16 protein-coding genes and 1 pseudogene are annotated in these 17,253 nt (G+C 44.4%); 5 read left to right on the top strand and 12 right to left on the bottom strand.

Annotated features, from left to right (window positions below; all coding sequences use genetic code 11):
- Window positions 1-381: 381 nt before the first annotated feature.
- The 12 genes from ridA to G465_RS14470 form a co-directional block, all read right to left on the bottom strand.
- A complete protein-coding gene (gene ridA, locus G465_RS0110390; RefSeq protein WP_022654401.1) occupies window positions 382-765 on the bottom strand; it encodes a deaminase RidA in 384 nt (127 codons plus the stop codon).
- 23 nt (window positions 766-788) lie between these two features.
- A complete protein-coding gene (gene hemW, locus G465_RS0110395; protein ID WP_022654402.1) occupies window positions 789-2,000 on the bottom strand; it encodes a radical SAM family heme chaperone HemW in 1,212 nt (403 codons plus the stop codon).
- The gene (rdgB, locus tag G465_RS0110400) at window positions 1,997-2,596 is read right to left on the bottom strand and encodes an RdgB/HAM1 family non-canonical purine NTP pyrophosphatase (RefSeq protein WP_027405388.1); all 600 of its coding nucleotides are present in this window, start codon (window positions 2,594-2,596) and stop codon (window positions 1,997-1,999) included. Before rdgB ends, hemW begins: the two co-directional genes overlap by 4 nt.
- Before the next feature lie 24 nt (window positions 2,597-2,620).
- Window positions 2,621-3,598: a tRNA dihydrouridine(20/20a) synthase DusA gene (gene dusA / locus G465_RS0110405; RefSeq protein WP_022654404.1), complete on the bottom strand. Its 978-nt coding sequence runs from the start codon at window positions 3,596-3,598 to the stop codon at window positions 2,621-2,623.
- Window positions 3,599-3,604: 6 nt separating this feature from the next.
- Window positions 3,605-5,239, bottom strand: coding sequence for a glycosyltransferase (locus G465_RS14455; protein ID WP_162138828.1), 1,635 nt, complete (start codon window positions 5,237-5,239; stop codon window positions 3,605-3,607).
- 92 nt (window positions 5,240-5,331) lie between these two features.
- Window positions 5,332-5,796: a glycosyltransferase family 2 protein gene (locus G465_RS15165; protein WP_052165440.1), complete on the bottom strand. Its 465-nt coding sequence runs from the start codon at window positions 5,794-5,796 to the stop codon at window positions 5,332-5,334.
- On the bottom strand, window positions 5,780-6,775 hold the full coding sequence (locus G465_RS15170; protein WP_022654405.1) for a glycosyltransferase family 2 protein: 996 nt from the start codon (window positions 6,773-6,775) through the stop codon (window positions 5,780-5,782). The genes G465_RS15165 and G465_RS15170 overlap by 17 nt, the downstream gene beginning before the upstream one ends.
- 30 nt (window positions 6,776-6,805) lie before the next feature.
- On the bottom strand, window positions 6,806-7,669 hold the full coding sequence (locus G465_RS14465; protein WP_022654406.1) for a class I SAM-dependent methyltransferase: 864 nt from the start codon (window positions 7,667-7,669) through the stop codon (window positions 6,806-6,808).
- A complete protein-coding gene (locus tag G465_RS0110425; protein WP_022654407.1) occupies window positions 7,653-8,549 on the bottom strand; it encodes a lysophospholipid acyltransferase family protein in 897 nt (298 codons plus the stop codon). Before G465_RS0110425 ends, G465_RS14465 begins: the two co-directional genes overlap by 17 nt.
- A 22-nt stretch (window positions 8,550-8,571) precedes the next feature.
- Window positions 8,572-9,744 carry an ABC transporter ATP-binding protein gene (locus tag G465_RS0110430; RefSeq protein ID WP_022654408.1) on the bottom strand — a complete coding sequence of 391 codons (1,173 nt, stop codon included), beginning with the start codon at window positions 9,742-9,744 and terminating at the stop codon, window positions 8,572-8,574.
- Window positions 9,734-10,543, bottom strand: coding sequence for an ABC transporter permease (locus G465_RS0110435; RefSeq protein WP_022654409.1), 810 nt, complete (start codon window positions 10,541-10,543; stop codon window positions 9,734-9,736). The genes G465_RS0110430 and G465_RS0110435 overlap by 11 nt, the downstream gene beginning before the upstream one ends.
- Before the next feature lie 18 nt (window positions 10,544-10,561).
- Window positions 10,562-11,254: a Crp/Fnr family transcriptional regulator gene (locus tag G465_RS14470; RefSeq protein ID WP_081642761.1), complete on the bottom strand. Its 693-nt coding sequence runs from the start codon at window positions 11,252-11,254 to the stop codon at window positions 10,562-10,564.
- Between the two features lie 167 nt (window positions 11,255-11,421).
- Here G465_RS14470 and G465_RS0110445 point away from each other — a divergent pair, with 167 nt between their 5' ends.
- The 5 genes and pseudogenes from G465_RS0110445 to G465_RS0110465 form a co-directional block, all read left to right on the top strand.
- On the top strand, window positions 11,422-12,795 hold the full coding sequence (locus G465_RS0110445) for a FecR family protein (protein ID WP_022654411.1): 1,374 nt from the start codon (window positions 11,422-11,424) through the stop codon (window positions 12,793-12,795).
- Between the two features lie 4 nt (window positions 12,796-12,799).
- A complete protein-coding gene (locus G465_RS14475) occupies window positions 12,800-14,692 on the top strand; it encodes a CHASE2 domain-containing protein (RefSeq protein WP_022654412.1) in 1,893 nt (630 codons plus the stop codon).
- Entirely contained in the window at window positions 14,670-15,905 is a 1,236-nt protein-coding gene (locus G465_RS0110455; RefSeq protein ID WP_022654413.1) for a tetratricopeptide repeat protein, read from the top strand. Before G465_RS14475 ends, G465_RS0110455 begins: the two co-directional genes overlap by 23 nt.
- Window positions 15,906-15,967: 62 nt before the next feature.
- On the top strand, window positions 15,968-16,750 hold the full coding sequence (gene tcdA / locus G465_RS0110460) for a tRNA cyclic N6-threonylcarbamoyladenosine(37) synthase TcdA (RefSeq protein WP_022654414.1): 783 nt from the start codon (window positions 15,968-15,970) through the stop codon (window positions 16,748-16,750).
- Between the two features lie 231 nt (window positions 16,751-16,981).
- Window positions 16,982-17,253, top strand: a pseudogene (locus G465_RS0110465) (amino acid ABC transporter substrate-binding protein); the annotation flags it as partial.

The raw sequence follows: 17,253 nt of genomic DNA on the forward strand, positions 1-17,253 counted from the left end.
TAACCAAGTCGGTCAAGATTGCTTTGGAAGGAACAGCCTTGAACAGGCCAGAGGTCAAATACAGAACTTCAGTTGCGTTAACAGCCATGAAAAAAGCACCTAGCTAATTTCATGGTTAAGTTTTTGATTTTTATCAATAACCCAATTCAAATATCGTTGTTTCCAATGCTATACCTTAGCTTTTGATAAAGAAAATCCAATTCTAAAAATTATAAAATCAATAAAAATCATTATGTTACATGAACATTATGTTGGTTTTTTTCCAACAGTATTCCACCTGAAACCGTTAAAAAAGAAGGTCGTGCTGTCATAATTTAATATTGAAGGCATAAAAAAACCACCCTGATAGGGTGGTTTGATTTTTTACTGAAAGAAAAAAAATTAATTTAATACCATCACCCCATCCGCCTCGACCATCACACCGCGTGGCAAGCTAGCAACGCCGATGGCAGCGCGGGCGGGATAAGGTTGGGTAAAGTATTGCGCCATCACTTCATTAAAGATGGCGAAATTGGATAAGTCGGTCAAAAAAGCATTTAACTTCACAATATCATTCAACGAACCACCGGCGGCTTCACACACCGCTTGCAGGTTTTTGAACACTTGGTGGGCTTGTTCAGCAAAACCCCCTTCAACACATTGCATCGTGGTGGGATCTAACGGGATTTGACCCGACAAATAGACAGTATTGCCAGCGCGCACCGCTTGCGAATAAGCGCCGATAGCGGCTGGGGCGTGTTCGGTATGGATGATGGTTTTGCTCATCAAAATTACTCCTTGTGGGAATGTCAGTCGGGAAGAAAAATAGCCAGTAAATCGTTCAAGAAACGCCGCCCTTGTTGGGTCGGGATAATATCTTGAGCGGTATGCGTCAATAAACCACGTTGCTGTGCTGCGTCTAGCTCATACAAAATGGCACTGATCGACAGCCCTATACGCTCGTGAAACAGACTTTTGGCAAAGCCATGATTGAGTCGTAAAGCATTCATCATAAATTCAAAAGCCAAATCATCCGCAGCAATCACATGATCCGTTTGTAGGGGCTGCCCTGCGGCAATCGCTTCTAAATAAGCCTGTGGTTGTTTGACACGCATTTGGCGCACGATTTTATCGTGAAAAGACAGTTTACTATGGGCACCGGCGCCAATGCCGAGATAGTCGCCAAAGGTCCAATAATTCAAATTATGGCGGCTAGGGTGGTGCGGTAAACAGAAGGCCGATGTTTCGTAGTGTTCAAATCCTGCTTGCGCTAAGCGTTGTTCAATCGCCTGTTGCATATCGGCTGACAATTCATCGTTGGGCAACTCTGCCGGTGGTTGGGCGGCAAATAAGGTATTCGGCTCAAGTGTCAGATGATAAGCAGACAAATGGGTTGGGCCGAAACTCAAGGCGGTTTCGATATCGGCCACCGCCTGCGGCAACGTCTGTGCTGGCAGGGCATACATCAAATCGACATTGAAGTTATCAAAATGCTGGCCGGCAATCTCAAGGGCTCGCCGCGCTTGTTCACCGTCATGAACCCGACCTAAACGCTGTAATTTTTCTGGATCAAAACTTTGAATCCCAATCGACAGGCGGTTAATGCCGCTAGCGCGATAGGCGCGGAAGCGTTCTGCTTCAAAAGTACCTGGGTTGGCTTCGAGCGTAATTTCTGCATCGGGGTTGATTTTCAGCCGCGCCTGTAAAGCCAATAACAGCCGGTCTAAGGCTGCTGGAGATAACAGGCTTGGCGTGCCACCGCCAAAGAAAATGCTGCTGATTCGCCGCCCCCAAATCGAGGGTAAGGCCAATTCGACATCGGTAATCAAACTATCGATATAGCGCGTCTCTAAGGCGAGTTTTTCTGCCTCGGAGCCTTGCGGCAGCACGTGAGAGTTGAAGTCGCAATAGGGACACTTCCGCAAACACCACGGGATATGCACATACAGCGACAACGGCGGCAGGCTGCTCAACTGGGTAAGATGCTCGGGGCGTTGAAACTGCAAAGGTGAAACACTCATTTTTGCAACGCTTGTAAACGATTAACCAACTGCGCTAAGGCCTGAGCGCGATGACTGATGCGATTTTTTTCCGCACTGGCCATTTCTGCCACACTGATTTCGTAACCCTGCGCTTGAAACAGTGGATCATAACCAAACCCACCTTCACCGCGTGCTGCCGGTAAAATATGACCCCGCCAGACGGCATCGGCAATAATCGGTTGCGGGTCTTCTGCCGAACGTACCAGCACCAAAACACAGTAATAATGTGCTTGCCGATTTTCCGTGCCATCGAGTGCTGCTAATAGCGCTTCGTTATTGCGCTGATCCGATTTGGGTTCACCAGCATAACGCGCAGACAGCACCCCAGGGGCACCGCCTAGTGCATCTACACATAAACCGGAATCGTCAGCTAAAGCAGGTAAGCCACTCAAGCGGCTAGCGTGGCGTGCTTTGGCCAAGGCATTTTCAATAAACGTCCCATAGGGTTCTTCAGCCTCGGGAATACCTAATTGCCCTTGTGGCACAATTTGTGAAATACCGAGTGGTGCCAATAGTGCTGAAAATTCTTTCAGTTTGCCTGCATTGTTTGAGGCAAGAAGCAGTTGAGTTAGCATGGTGTCACACATCCGAGAGAGGGTTTAGTCGGCACAGAGCTGGGCGGCGCGCAGCAGAAGTTGGCCGTCGGCATCTTTTAACTGGGTTGCATCCGACAACAGTTGACGGAATTTACGTCCCCCTGCTACCCCAGTCATTAAACCAAGAAGATGGCGTGCAATGTCGCGCATTTTACCTCCCTCAGCAAGATGGTTTTCGACATAGGGCAGGAAGGCGTGCAAGGCTGCCTGACGCGAAGTGTTTGGGTTATGTGCTGCGGCAAAGAAGCGGGTGTCAGCATCATGGAACAGCCACGGTTGGTGATAGGCTTCACGACCAATCATGACCCCATCGACTTGCTGCAAATGTTGTTCGGTGTCTTGCCAAGTTTTAATGCCACCGTTGATGATGATTTCTAACTGTGGGAAATCCCGTTTTAATTGATACACATAGTCGTATTTTAATGGCGGGATTTCGCGGTTTTCTTTAGGAGACAGCCCCTTCAAGATTGCATTCCGAGCATGAACAATAAATGTCCGGCACCCTTGTTCGGCAAGCTGCCCGACAAAATCTAATAGCACCTGATACGACTCGTCTTGATCAATCCCAATACGATGTTTGACCGTGATATCCAGCGTACAGGCATCTTGCATCGCTTTGAGGCAATCAGCGACTAAGTCAGGCTCTTTCATCAAACAAGCCCCAAAAGCCCCACGTTGTACCCGTTCAGAAGGACAACCGACGTTGAGATTAACTTCTTGATAACCCCATTGTTCAGCTAATTTCGCGCAGCGTGCCAGATCCTTGGGTTCTGAACCACCGAGTTGCAGCGCCAAAGGTTGTTCGATTTCGCTAAAGCGTAAATGTCGTGCTGCATCACCATACAACACAGCGCCGGTATTCACCATTTCGGTATAGAGCCAAGTATGGCGGGAAATTTCACGAAAAAAGCGCCGGAAATGGCGATCTGTCCAATCAAGCATGGGCGCTACAGCAAGACGGCGAGGAGGAAAAAAGTCCATTTTCAGTTAACCAATCAATTTGCTCTTAATATGGCGCTGCCAAGACATGGGGATATGCTTCACAATTTTTCTAAGAAGAAAACTGCCTCTGAGTTTAATTAATAAAAATAATATTTTCTGTTTTATTTTTTCTTTTAAATTTGCTGAAGGTTTTCTAGTTAACTTTATTTCATCTATTGATAGATGAATGTCTTTATTGTTTTCCTTATCTAAGAAAGTTACTTTTTTGAAGTACTCTACTTTGTAAAAAGACTCTGGATCTTTTGTCGTTGATTGCGAAATTTCTTTTTGGATGTAAATTTTTCTTCCAAGAGAAAACTCGACAAACCAATTTAACCAAACAACAGGTTCACTTTCGAACGGTAGTACCCAAGAGTAAGGTCTTCCCTCTAGACGTTGATTAATTGCTCCAATGTTTGTTGCAACTATCGGTAGTCCTGTTTTAAGTGCTTCACTTAATGTATAGCTATATGTTTCTGGCCATAAGGCGGGAAACCAAAAAATATCTGGTTTCCAATTACTAATTAATGATTGTAGATCTTCCTCATCATACTTTCCTGTTATGCTTAAGTTTGGCAATTTTTTTAGCTGTCGGTATGCGTAACCAAATAAACAGAATTCAATAGCACTATTGTTTTTAAATGCAATATCCGCAACACTCTCGAGTAAATCTGCTCCCTTTATTGGGGAGAGAGCTCCAATAATTCCAACCTTGAGTTTTTTATTAGGTTCACTCAGCTGTACAGGAGGTAACTTCGTTTTCGCCAAGTCAATATGAGGAATTATCTCAGATTGACACCCGAAATATTTTTGATATCTAATTGCAACATCCTTATTCGGTGTAATAACCACGTCACAATTATCAATAATTTCTTTGGAAGTGATTCGCCATGTAATTATATCCTGCTCTTCAGGGATTGGATGTGTTTTTAAGCACTCTCTACATTGAGCTTCACCAAGTTCATTGCAATAACGATTATTAGAACCTGTCAAAGTTATTTTTGGACATAGAGGATAGTAATCATGAGCAGTAAAATACTGAGGCACATTGATTTCTTTGGCTAATCTTAATAGTTGCTTTGGTACACCTAAAAAATGATGAATGTGAACTAAATTAATTCCTATTTCTTGTATTAATTTTGAAAAAAGATCACTATCTCTATCCTTTGCCAAGTTAAAAAACATTTTTGCAAACTCTGAAGAAGAGTATGCTTCGAAAACAATTTTTTCTGCATGGACTGGTTTGACAGAAAAAAATATTGCGTCCTGATGTAAAAATTCAGCTGTCTCATGGCAGTGACGCTCTGTTCCGCCGCCACGATTATGTGTTATAAAAAGAATTTTTGGCAAAGGGAGTGATTTCCATCTTCTTATATCTGCTAAGATTCTATATTCTCTTGCTGGATCAGCTAATAAATGTTCTTGTATTAGAGCATCATACTCTGGATGCAGATGTCTGAGAGTATCTAGAGCTTGTTGCTTTCTTGTATTGTGTGAGTCACCAAAACTTACATTCCCCTTATGCCACACAAACACACCACAGGCTAAGACATTTCTCCAGCCTTTTTTATATGCACGACAACTGAAATCATTCTCTTCCCCATAACCTTTACCGAATTTTTCAACATCAAATAAACCCACAGTCTCTAAACAGCTTCTTTTTATATACATGCAAAAGCCAACTGCTGTAGGAATATCTATTGCTGCTAACTTGAAATTAGAAAATATATGATCTAATTGATCAACAATTGATCAACCCCAAGATGATTTGGTAAATCATTGTCTTGACAAAATTTTGGGTAACTACAAATGGTCGCATTATTAGAAAATGGTGTTACTGTACCAATTTTTTTATCTGAATAAGCAACATTCATTAATCGATCTAACCAATCGTTTGCTACTTCAGTATCGCTGTTTAAAAGAACTATGTCACTTTCTGAAGAAAGTGACATCCCCTTATTCACAGTAGCAACGAAGCCGAGATTCTCCTGATTTTCGATTAAGATTAATTCCACCTCAGCCAAAGTAAGCTCTCTTAACCAGTCCGTTAAGAGAGGCTCAGGACTGCAATCGTTAATTAATAAAAGATGTTTTATAAAAGATGTTTTAATCTCAGAGTTTACTATGCTTCTAATACAGGACTTAGTTTCTTCTAATCCTCGATAAATAGGGACAATAACGTCAATTTTTGTTTTCATTTCTAATTACCAATTTTCTCTTAAAAAATGCAATGGCTCTAATCAAAAAACTAGATTGAAAAATAGATAAGGCTTGATCCTTTTCGGCTATCACCCTCTCTAGTTTTTTTATATATGCTTGAGAGTCATTAAAATATTGATTAGCTTCGGATTGCTTAAACAGTAGATGTTCTCTATGTAGAAATCTAAGATTTTTCTTAATGTTTAATATATATGGTTCTGCTTCAGGGACGTAAGCAATGGTTATCCTTTTTAGTAAAGCATTTGTTTCTAGTGAGGCGCGAATTGAACCAGACAATATAGTATTGTTACCATGAATTCTATAATCTAACAGTTTTTTATCGAATAGAAAGAAAAAATTTTCTGGTGAAATATAAACTGCTCTAAACAGGTAATCCCAATCTAAGACATATCTTAAAGGTCTTAGAGGACCAATCTTTTTTAAGTAAAATTCTTTTTCAAAAAAAAAGTTGGATGTTGAAGCACTGAAATTAGTATTGCTTATTGCCTTTTTATAACCAAAATCTATATATTGATTGATAGATTTTTGATAGCTATTGAGCCACCAGTGACTTTCATCCTCAATGATAGATCCTTCTTGATCTATTAGATTAACAGCAGTGATCAAAAATTTTTTTTGCTGCTCTTTGATAGTATCAACTAATATTGCTAGTCTATCTGGATGAAAACGATCGTCAGAATTCAAGATAGCAACATATTTTCCATTAGATAAGGAGATTCCCTTATTAATGGCTGAATGCGATCCCTGATTGTCTTGTGAAAAGAATTTTATTCTTGGGTCTTTTTTTACAAATTCTCTGATAATCCCGATAGATCTATCCTTTGAACCATCATCAATAATGATGAGTTCAAAATCAGTAAATGATTGATTGAGAACACTCTCTATCGCTTCGGCGACAAACTTTTCGTGATTGAAAGATGGTATTATTACACTAACGGATGGATTAATTAAACTCATGTAAAAACCTTTCCTTAATAGCTAATGTGACTACATTGTTATTCTTCTGATCTTAGTTTTAATTTTTTTAAAAACATTTTTTTTATTTGTATGTGTATTTTCTAATTCTAGAACTTTTAAATTGTATTCGTGCAGTAAAGAATCGTACAAATTAATAAGTTGCTTTTTCTCAAAGGAGAGGTTTTTTTCAGAAGAAAAAACATGATTAAAACATGCGTGGAATAAAACTTGATCACCTAATCTAGCAAACCTATTGCTCCAGGTTTCATTCATATCTAAATCCAGAAAACTTAGTAAGTCGTTATTATATGGCCGATTAAAAAATAGAACCCCAAGTCCATTGCAATGGGTGAAGTTAAATGTATAGCGATATTGAATTCTAATTTCATCCCAAAATTTATAGACACCGAAGTTTCTATCAGTGACAGTAGTATCATGAAATAATACAACAGCGTTATCACTTAATTTTGGAAGCCAGGTGTAAAAATCATGTTTTACTGCATCATAAGTATGCAACCCATCAATATGGAGTAAATCAATACTTTTATCTTCAAACTGGCTTGATGCCTCATCAAAAGTCATCCTCATCAAAGTCGAGAAGCTCGCGTAGTTAGGATGATGATCCTCGCACAGAACTTTGTACACATCCTCATCATATTGACCAGCATGAACATCACCCTGCCAGGTATCAACTGCATAACAGTAGGTATTTAGTTCATGTTGTTTAATCGATTGACAAGCTGCTAAATATGAGTTGCCCGAGTGTGTCCCTAGTTCAACAAATTTTTGAGGATTTAATCTAGGCATAAGCCATATTATGAAAGGTATATGACCAACCCAAGAGAATGGAAAGCGTATTTGCTTAGGCATTAAACATTCAGGACTTTGATTCATTATTTTTTTCCCATAAGAGAGGTAAATTATTCCATTGCCACCATTGCCAAGGTTGCTCTACTACACATTTTTCAAGCTCTTTAACTGCTTGAGTTAGTGCCTCTACAGGATTATCTGATAGTCTCAGTAGACGACACAACACATAATTATCATTATCTTTTGCCTCCCCATAATAAATTTCTGGACTTGCTTTTTCGGCAATTCGTACAATGCCGGGGGGCAACTTTAATTGGCCATTTAAGAATGGCACTTTTATTTGTCTATGAGTATTCGGTTCTACTAGATCCATCATCATGATGATGGTTTCGCCACTTTCCAAAGCTTTATAGAGCAGCCTCAAGTTGTCTGCCGTTGTGACCCAACGTCCACCAGCTAATCGTACAGTATGAAACATTTTAAATTGGAGAAATTTTTTTGTTACTAAATCAAGATGAGGATTTCTTTCGTCAATAACTTGACTAAGCATACCTACTTTATATCCAGATAGCCCAAGTTTACTACTTAGTATAATTGGTCTACCCAAATGAGCCATTATTATTAATTTTCCTTTCGAAGGATTTGACTTTTCCAAATCACATACGTCTAACTCTGCTTGTAAAAAATTTGATTTTCCGTATACCTTGCTTATTTTATAGGCATCTAAAGCTTCTCTTCCCATGAGTCCAAAGTGTGTCTTGGTCCATTGACTTGTATTTTTTGCATTTGGAAAAGCCATCTTTAAACCGTACTGATAATTCAGCACCCAGTTACGTTCATATTGCCATACATAGCGGCGCATAACTTTACCCGATCCCCAATATCCTACTTTTTCAGGGAGCAATTGTAATCCTGGCATTATGTATTGATAAAGTATTTTTTTTATTAGTCTGACACTCATCATGACTTACTCCTGCTTTCTAATTTCAATACCACTCATGTTCTAACTCAACCAATCCTACAGCAATATCTTTTTGCTCTACCTCAAACTCAGCTGCACTTCTAATATGCTGATATACATGAATAGCCTTTTCACACATTAAAAATATATCTATAATATAACTCCCTTTGTACAGTTTGATTTTTGGGAATTTGCAAGAAATTTTTTTGTCTTTTTGTGTTATTTGAAAATTGTCGGTATAAGTAAGAGCGCTAGAGATTTGAATTCCGTATGAATTGGTTATTAATATTCCCACGGTAGGGGGATGGGCTTTCTCAGGTATCTCTAACTGAATTTCAATTATTAAATCTGAGGCTGACTTTAGTAGAGAGTACTGGTTAATATTAGCACTTAATATAGTTGGAACGCTTATCTCCTGGTTAAGATTGGGTCTGTTATCAATTTTTTCGCTTTTAATCATATTTCTGTTTAGAAAAGAGGAGTAACTGCTAATTACTTCAGAACTTTTTCCATGAAGCTTTATTTTTCCTTTCTCAATCCAAATCGCCTTATCACACAAAGCTTCAACCTGATAAGTTGCATGAGAGCAGAATAAAATGGTGGTGCCATTTTTTTTAAGTTTCATGATTTTGTCAAAAGATTTTTTGGCAAATAATCCATCCCCAACACTTAACGCTTCATCAATTATTAGAATGTCAGGATCAATACTCGTTGCAATGGAAAATGCCAAACGCACTAGCATCCCGCTCGAATATGTTTTAACTGGCTGATCTATAAAATCTCTTAACTCTGAAAAGTTAACTATTTTCTCAAATTCAGAATCAATCTCGTCTTTCTTTAACCCAAGCACTGATGCATTCAGATAAATATTTTCTCTGCCAGTAAATTCAAGATTAAAACCAGCTCCCAGTTCTAATAATGCAGCGATTCGACCGTTAATTTGAATAGAACCTGTAGTTGGTTGTAAAATTCCACAAATTAGCTGTAATAACGTTGATTTTCCTGCACCATTACAGCCAACAATCCCTAAGACCTCACCACGTTTTAATTCGAAAGAAACATTCTCTAACGCAGCAAAAGAACGACCACCTGGAGACTGACTAATTCCCAAAACGTCCCATAACTTATCAATTGGACGACTATAGATCGTATATTTTTTACTAATATTATCAACCTTAATTGCGATATCAGAGCACATCAGCAAATCCCTTCCGTGTCGCTTGGAAAAACAGACCACTGGCAATACAGAACAACATGGCCATCAGACTATACAGGCCCAAGCCAGCCCAGTCTGGCCATTGTTGATGCAACAAAATAGCGCGCAAGCTCTCAATAATGAGTGTCAACGGATTGAGATGCATCCAAAACTGCATCTGCGCTGAAAGTGCCTTGGCTGAATAAAACACCGGTGAAAGAAACATCGCTACATTCACGGCCAGCCCCATCATCTGTGCCACATCCCGTACAAACACCCCAAGTGCTGCGAACAGCCACCCTAAACCCAATAAAAAGGGTAAGAAAGGCAACAAAACAAACGGTAATGCCAGTGCCGTGAAAGGGATATGCTGTCGCAGCACCAGTGTTGCGGCTAATAAAATCAAACAGCTGAGGACAAGATGAAACAGCCCAGAAAGCACACTAATCCACGGTAAAATTTCCAGTGGAAACACCACTTTTTTTACCAGATTGGGTTGCTCAATAATCAGTCGTGGTGCGCGGCTGGCAATTTCAGCAAACAAGTTGAATACCATTAAGCCCGTGAAAATTTGTAGCGCAAACTCCAATCCACCACCCTGTTCCGCTCCTGGCCAGCGTGCTTTAAAGACACCGACAAACACAAAGGTGTAGACCCCCAACATCAATAATGGAGTGATAAACGACCACCCAATCCCTAACAGGGAACCACGATAACGCCCTAATACTTCACGACGGGCAAATTGCCAGACCAAGGTACGATGGCGAAACGGCAAGAAAAAAGAAAGTGTAGGTAAATGCATTAAGCGTACCAGTTAAAGTTAATTTTTTGGAGGGTCGATTTTACCTTCTGCAATCTCGCGCAGAAAGCGAACATCATGCACTGTGAGGCGATTACCCTCACGACTGACCACTTGTTTTGTTTGTAGTAACTGAAAGGAGCGAGTGACGGTCTCACGACTGGTGTTAATCATGATCGCCAGCTCTTGTTGTGTTGGAAGATGACTGATTTCCGTTTGCTGACCTTCGCCAGACAGTTGCAGAAGTTGAGCACACAAGCGTTGAAATGGGTTGGGGAGCGACAACAGAATGCGCTGCGCGGTCACTGCCCGCACACGTTGTGCTAAACGCAACATCATTTGTTCTGCCACTGTTGGCGAAGCAAAAATAAAGCTACGAGCAAGATCGCGTGGCAAAAATAGAACCTGAGACTTGGCCACTGCAATCACAAATTCGGCACCTGCTTGACCATCTACAACCGATAGTTCACCAAAATAGTCTCCCTGTTCAACGAAGTACAAACCCACCTCGCGCCCATCAACAGTAAAATCAACACCTTGCAAACGGCCTTCTAACAAAAATCCCAACCCCTGCCCAACTTCAGTCCGTGACAACGCCACCTCGCGTCGTGATAACGACTGCAAAGTCATATTTGCCGCGAGATGCTCAAGCGTGGTCGCCGGCAAATCGCGAAGAAGGGCAAAACGATGTAGAAAATTAACGTGAACTGGCATTGAGGGGCCAAGCTGGCGGCCGTAAAAATGGGGCGACTATAACAGAAAATTTTCTTAAGTAATTCATGCTTAAGGCATTTTTCAAAGATGTGCGCCCAGTCACATCTTTTTCCCTACGGTTACGCCATAATCTGGCTGTTATAGTCCCTGTGCTGTGAGGCACTGCCATGATTGCGCGAATTGCCCCGCTTACCGTAAGTCTGTTGCTTGCCTTAACGCCCTATGCGGTTTGGGCGGGTTCAACAGTGGGAGAAGCCACTTTAGTCATCGGCAATAACAAACAGATCACTGCCGAGGGTCAAGCTCAAATCCTCAACCGTGGTATGAGTATTAAAGTCGGCGATCGCATTGAAACCAGCGAAGGCGGCCATGTCCACATCCGTTTTGTCGATGGCGCTTTTGTGAGTGTTAGGCCCGGTAGCCGATTGGTGATCGAAGATTACCGCCACAATGCACAAAACAGTGAACAATCCGCCATTAAATTTAAGCTTGAACAAGGCACTGTCCGTTCGATCACTGGCCAATGGGGCGAGGCGGCACGAGATCGTTTTCGTTTAAACACCCCCATTGCGGCAATTGGCGTACGCGGGACTGATTTTGTGGTCCAAGCTGATAGCGAGCGCCTGCGTGCGGCGGTTCATTCAGGGGCTATCGTGGTTGCGCCTTTGGGAGAAGGGTGTCGTGCGGATGCCTTTGGCCCATGCGCCACTCAAACAGCACAACAGCTTGCCGCAGATATGGGTAATGTGATGTTGGAGTTACAGCGTCGTCAACTCAATCCCCGTTTAGTACCCCTGAATGATCTACTCAATCCCGAAGGGATTAGTGCGCCAGAAACTAACAGCCGTAGCAGTGCCACGACAGCGAATACGGCAGCCAACACCAATACCAGCAACCGCCGTACCGATTCGCTGGCAGAACCTCTCATCACTCAATCACTGGATAGCGCAGTGGTTTTAAAGCCAAAAGAGCCGACAGACAAGCCTATCACTGGTCCGGCGCTGGTCTGGGGGCGTTTGGGTGAGGCGAGCTTTGGTGATGTGGTGTCTGTACCGCTGGCGGAGTTTAGAGAAGGTCGTACGCCACTGTTAGGCAATTTGCGCTATACCCTGATGCGCGATAAACAACAACCGATCTTTCCAGCTGGCGGCGGCAAAACCGAGTTTTCATTGCAAGGGGCATTTGCTGAATATCGCCCAACTGGCAGTGACCAAGCTCAGTTAGCCCGTGTGGATGGCGGCAATTTATCGATCAACTTTGATACCGCGCAATACAGTACGCAACTCAACTTACACCACCGCGATACCGGTTCCGTTGGCTTTTTGTCGTCAGGTCAAATTAACGAACAAGGTTTGTTTGTTGGCTCTTCGGGCAATGGGGCGATTTCTGGGGCGATTGGTGGTGCAGGGACCGAAGCCGCTTATCGCTTTGAGCGAGTGGTGGAACAAGGTCGCTTTGATGGTATCTCGTTGTGGAAAAAGCCCGAGGTATTGCAGAAAAGTGCCGATACGTTTGCAACATTAAGTCAGCCGGTGCGTTAATTCCATGTCTCGACAGCAACAACTGGCACGCTGGCTTGGTCGTTTTTCTGCGCTTGTACTGGCCTATCTGTGTCTGCTGCTTGTGCAGCATTGGTTTCCCCATTTGGTTCGAAATCTCGACGAACGTGGTGGAGATTTAATTTGGCGTCTTGGTGCAGAGCATCAGGTCGAGCGCCGTTTTGTGATTGTCGATATTGATGAAAAGAGTCTGGCTGAGATTGGGCCGTGGCCGTGGTCACGCGACACCATGGCGGCATTAAGCCAACGGTTAACCGATCTTGGCAGTCCATTGCATATCTACGATATTGTATTTCCAGAGCCTCGCGAGGGTGATGAAGTATTTGCTGCGACCTTGCAACACACCCCTTCGGTGCTGGCGCAAGTGTTTGCCGTTGACCAAGGCGCCGCCGCTCAAGCCGGTGCCTTACAGGGCGCCTTGCATCAACCTGCGTGTGCTACCTTGCCACAGGCGCGGGGTTATGTGGCAAACAGCCCGCTGTTAAAAGGCGTGAATGCAGGACATATCACACCTCGCATTGCTCAAGATGGTATGATTCGGCAACTACCTGCCTTGGTGTGTTATCAAAATCAAGCCTATCCGGCCTTAGGTCTCGCCGCCATTTTGGCAGGAGCGAAATTGCCGGCTCAACTCAGTTTATCCGCCGGTGAGAATTGGTTATCTCCGGCGCAGTGGCTCACTAGCCCTGAAGCTCCAGAATGGCGATTGCCATTAGATGGACAAGGCAATGCGCGATTGTCGTATTTGTTAAGTCCCGAATCGTTTATTTCGGTCTCAGCTGCTGATATTTTGCATGGCAAAGTGCCAGATGATTTGCTGCGTGGTAGTTGGGTGTTAATTGGTGCTACCGCTTTTGGTATCGGTGATGCCGTGCCAACGCCGCACGGTGGCGCGGTGGGTGGAGTCGGGGTGCATGCCCAGTGGTTATCGGCTTTATTAGATCAACGTCTGCCTTATACCCCGCTTGGTGCCTCGGTCATGCAACACCTTGCCGTGTTGGCAATCGCCCTGATGCTGTTGGCGCTATCAACTTGGCGCGGACGGGCGGCAATGGTGGTGTTGCCAATGACTGGTTTAGCTTTGGGAGTAGCGTGTTACTTCATCCAAGCACACCTGTTATTACAACAACAACTGTGGTTGGGATGGGTGTTTCCGGCTGGGTTTGCTATCAGCGCAGGCTTGTTGCTGACACTGGTTGAATATGCTCGTACCCGTTTCGAGCGTGAACGCTTATTTGCTAATCTCACCAGTTATCTTCCCGCACCGGTGGCGAACACGCTGGCGCTGAAACGACCTTCCAGCACTATCGAAGCCGAACGCCGCGATATCACGGTGTTATTTGCTGACATTCGTAATTTCTCAGCTTTTTGTGAGAACCGACCACCGGAGGAAGCGGCGACGTTGCTGCATAATTTCTTTACTTGTGCCACGCGTATCGTAGAGAATTATGGCGGTGTGGTAGAGGCATTCCAAGGTGATGCCGTCATGGCGGTATGGAATGCGCCTTCTCGTTGCGACAATCATCCGATCCATGCCTTGGCTGCGGCTCGTGCTTTGTTGGTTGCAGTCGAAGCCGAGTTGCCAGAGGTGGAGCAATATGGTCTCGAACCTTTGGCACTAGGGATGGGGCTTGAAAGTGGTGAAGCCCTAGTCGGTTCATTTGGTCTGGCAACGCGCCGCGCCCACACCGCTTTGGGTCAAACTGTCACGATAGCCGCACGACTACAAATGCTCACGCCAGAATTGGCACAACCCATTTTACTTGGTTCTGGTCTGGCCGCGCGATTAACCCCAAACAGCGTGGTCTCGCAGGGCTTTTTCTTACTCGAAGGACTGCGACATCCGCATTGTGTTTATGCGCCTGCTTTGGCTGATTAATTTTTTCGTCCTTCTTTCTTCTCCTCTGTTGTATGCCGAAAGTCTGTCCTGTCCTCATGGCGTCGGTGTCCCTGCAGCCCATTCATGGGAAGAACTTAAACAACGCGAACAAGCGGTGGCGGCTTATGCTGCGCGTTGTGAGCGTGATGCGCATTATTTAGCATGGCATGGTGCATTGTTAAATGCCCTCAATCGTCCACACGATGCTGCCGATCGGCTTGAGCGAGCGTTATTGCTTAATCCAGAATTGATGGTAGCAAAAATTGATTATGCCGAAGCTTTAACCAACTTAGGTGAAACACGGGCCGCCCGTCAGTTATTACAAGAAGTCCTCGCTCGACCTGACCTCCCTCCCCATCTGGAGTCAGTTTTACAAACGCGTTATCAAGCCTTGGGGCATATTTGGCTCAGTCGAGCGTATCTAACTTCTCGTTTGGGCTACGATAGCAATTTAACCAGTGCCCCACGTATTGACCGACTGACACTTACCTTACCTGATGGCAATTTACCGCTGTTATTGGCAGAAAGTTACCGCCGGCAAAGCGGTATCACGGCCAGCCTAGAGTTTAATGGTGATCTTTCCCACCCCTTGGATTCGGGCGGCAGTCTCTTGTTTTACGGTGATATGCGCCTACGTCATAGCCCGAGTGTACGCGGTGTGGACTATGCCCAAATTGATACCGTCGCGGCCTATCTTCATCCCAATACACTAGGGGATGCCTTATTGTCTGTTGGCAGCAGCTTTTTGCATTACAACGGCGAAACACTCTACCGTTCAGCGCGGATCTCGTTGGCACAAGATTGGCAATGGGCAGACTGCCGGCCACGGGTGGGTTGGGACAGTGAGTGGCGGCAATATCCACAAACCCCAGAATTAGATGGTCGTTTTGCGGCGCTGTCTGTTGGGCTTTCCTGTCATCATCAGGCGCGCACCAGCTTTATCCTCCGTGCGGGACGTGATGATGCCGCCCGCCGGCGTGCCGGCGGTGGCCAATGGCGTCTTGAAGCGCGTGCAGCAGCCAGTTGGCCCTTGGCTGGTGGTGTATTGGATACTGATTTGAACTACAGCTTACAACGCGATGATCGCAGCTATAGCCCCTTATTAGCCAATGGCCTCGCTCGCCGAGTCCAACGTTGGACGGCTCGCGCAGAATATCGTTATCCCTTATCTCGTGATTGGCAGGCACTGAGCAGTATTGAAGTCAGCCGATAAAATGCCAATCTCGAACTATTCGATGTCAACAGTCATGCCTTTAGTATAGGTATTCGCCGAACATGGTAGCCACTACACACGCTGAACCTGATTTCAACCGTCGCTTTGGCGGCATTGGTCGTTTATATGGTGAGGCGGCGCAACAGCGCCTTGCCTCCGCGCATTGCTGTGTGATTGGCATTGGTGGTGTGGGATCGTGGGCGGCTGAAGCGTTGGCGCGAACAGGGGTCGGTGAACTAACCTTGATCGATTTGGATAATGTCGCCGAGTCGAATGTGAATCGCCAAGTTCATGCTATCAGTGGTGAGTTCGGGAAACCGAAAGTACAAGCGATGGCGGAACGGATTGCGCTGATTCATCCGGGATGTTGCGTTAATTTGATTGAAGATTTTGTCGAGGCCGATAACTTAGAACGCTATTTAGCACCGTGTTATGATTTTGTCTTAGATGCAATTGACAGTGTCCGCGCTAAAGTCGCTTTGATTGCGTGGTGTCAGCGTCAACGACAGCCTTTAATTGTCAGTGGGGCGGCGGGCGGGCAAATCGACCCGACCAAAATTTGCATCGATGATTTAAGCCGCACCACCCAAGATCCCATTGCCGCCAAATTGCGCGCCCAACTGCGTAAACATCATGGGTTTCCACGTGATCTCAAGAAAAAATTTGGTGTCCCCTGCGTCTATTCCACCGAAGTCTTACGCTATCCCACCCAAAGCTGTGCTACGACCACCGCCAGTGGCTTGAATTGCGCTGGTTTTGGCTCAAGCATGATGGTGACAGCCAGTTTTGGCATGGCGGCAGCAGCCTATGCCGTGGCGCAGTTGGCAGCGTCTGCCGCACGATAACGTTCGGAATTCCGAACAATTTAACCCAAGAAAATTCGGAATATCGACTACCAAAGAGGTGGCTAGCCATCACACGGCCACCACCATCCTGAATTAACCTCTTGTTTTATCGTGTTTTTTCTCTTCTTTGGTTCGCTATAACAAGATTGGCACAGATTCTGCGTTATAGAGCGTGTAAAGCCTGACTCAGAACAATCGGCTTATTTCGTACAAAAAGAGGAGTTTTCTTTCATGCGTACTACCCCTTTCGCTTTGGCTGCTATCGCTGCTGCCGTATTATCGACGCCGGTCTTTGCAGCAGAATTAACCGGCACGCTGAAAAAAATCAAAGACTCGGGCACTGTCGTCTTGGGTCACCGTGATGCCTCGATTCCGTTCTCTTACCTCGGGAATGATCCTTCCCAGCCGATTGGTTACTCCCACGACTTGCAGCTGAAAGTGGTTGAAGCACTGAAAAAAGAGCTGAAACTGCCAAGCCTGAAAGTGAAATACAATCTGGTCAC

This window comes from Aquaspirillum serpens DSM 68 (assembly GCF_000420525.1).
In the GTDB taxonomy this organism is placed as follows: domain Bacteria; phylum Pseudomonadota; class Gammaproteobacteria; order Burkholderiales; family Aquaspirillaceae; genus Aquaspirillum; species Aquaspirillum serpens.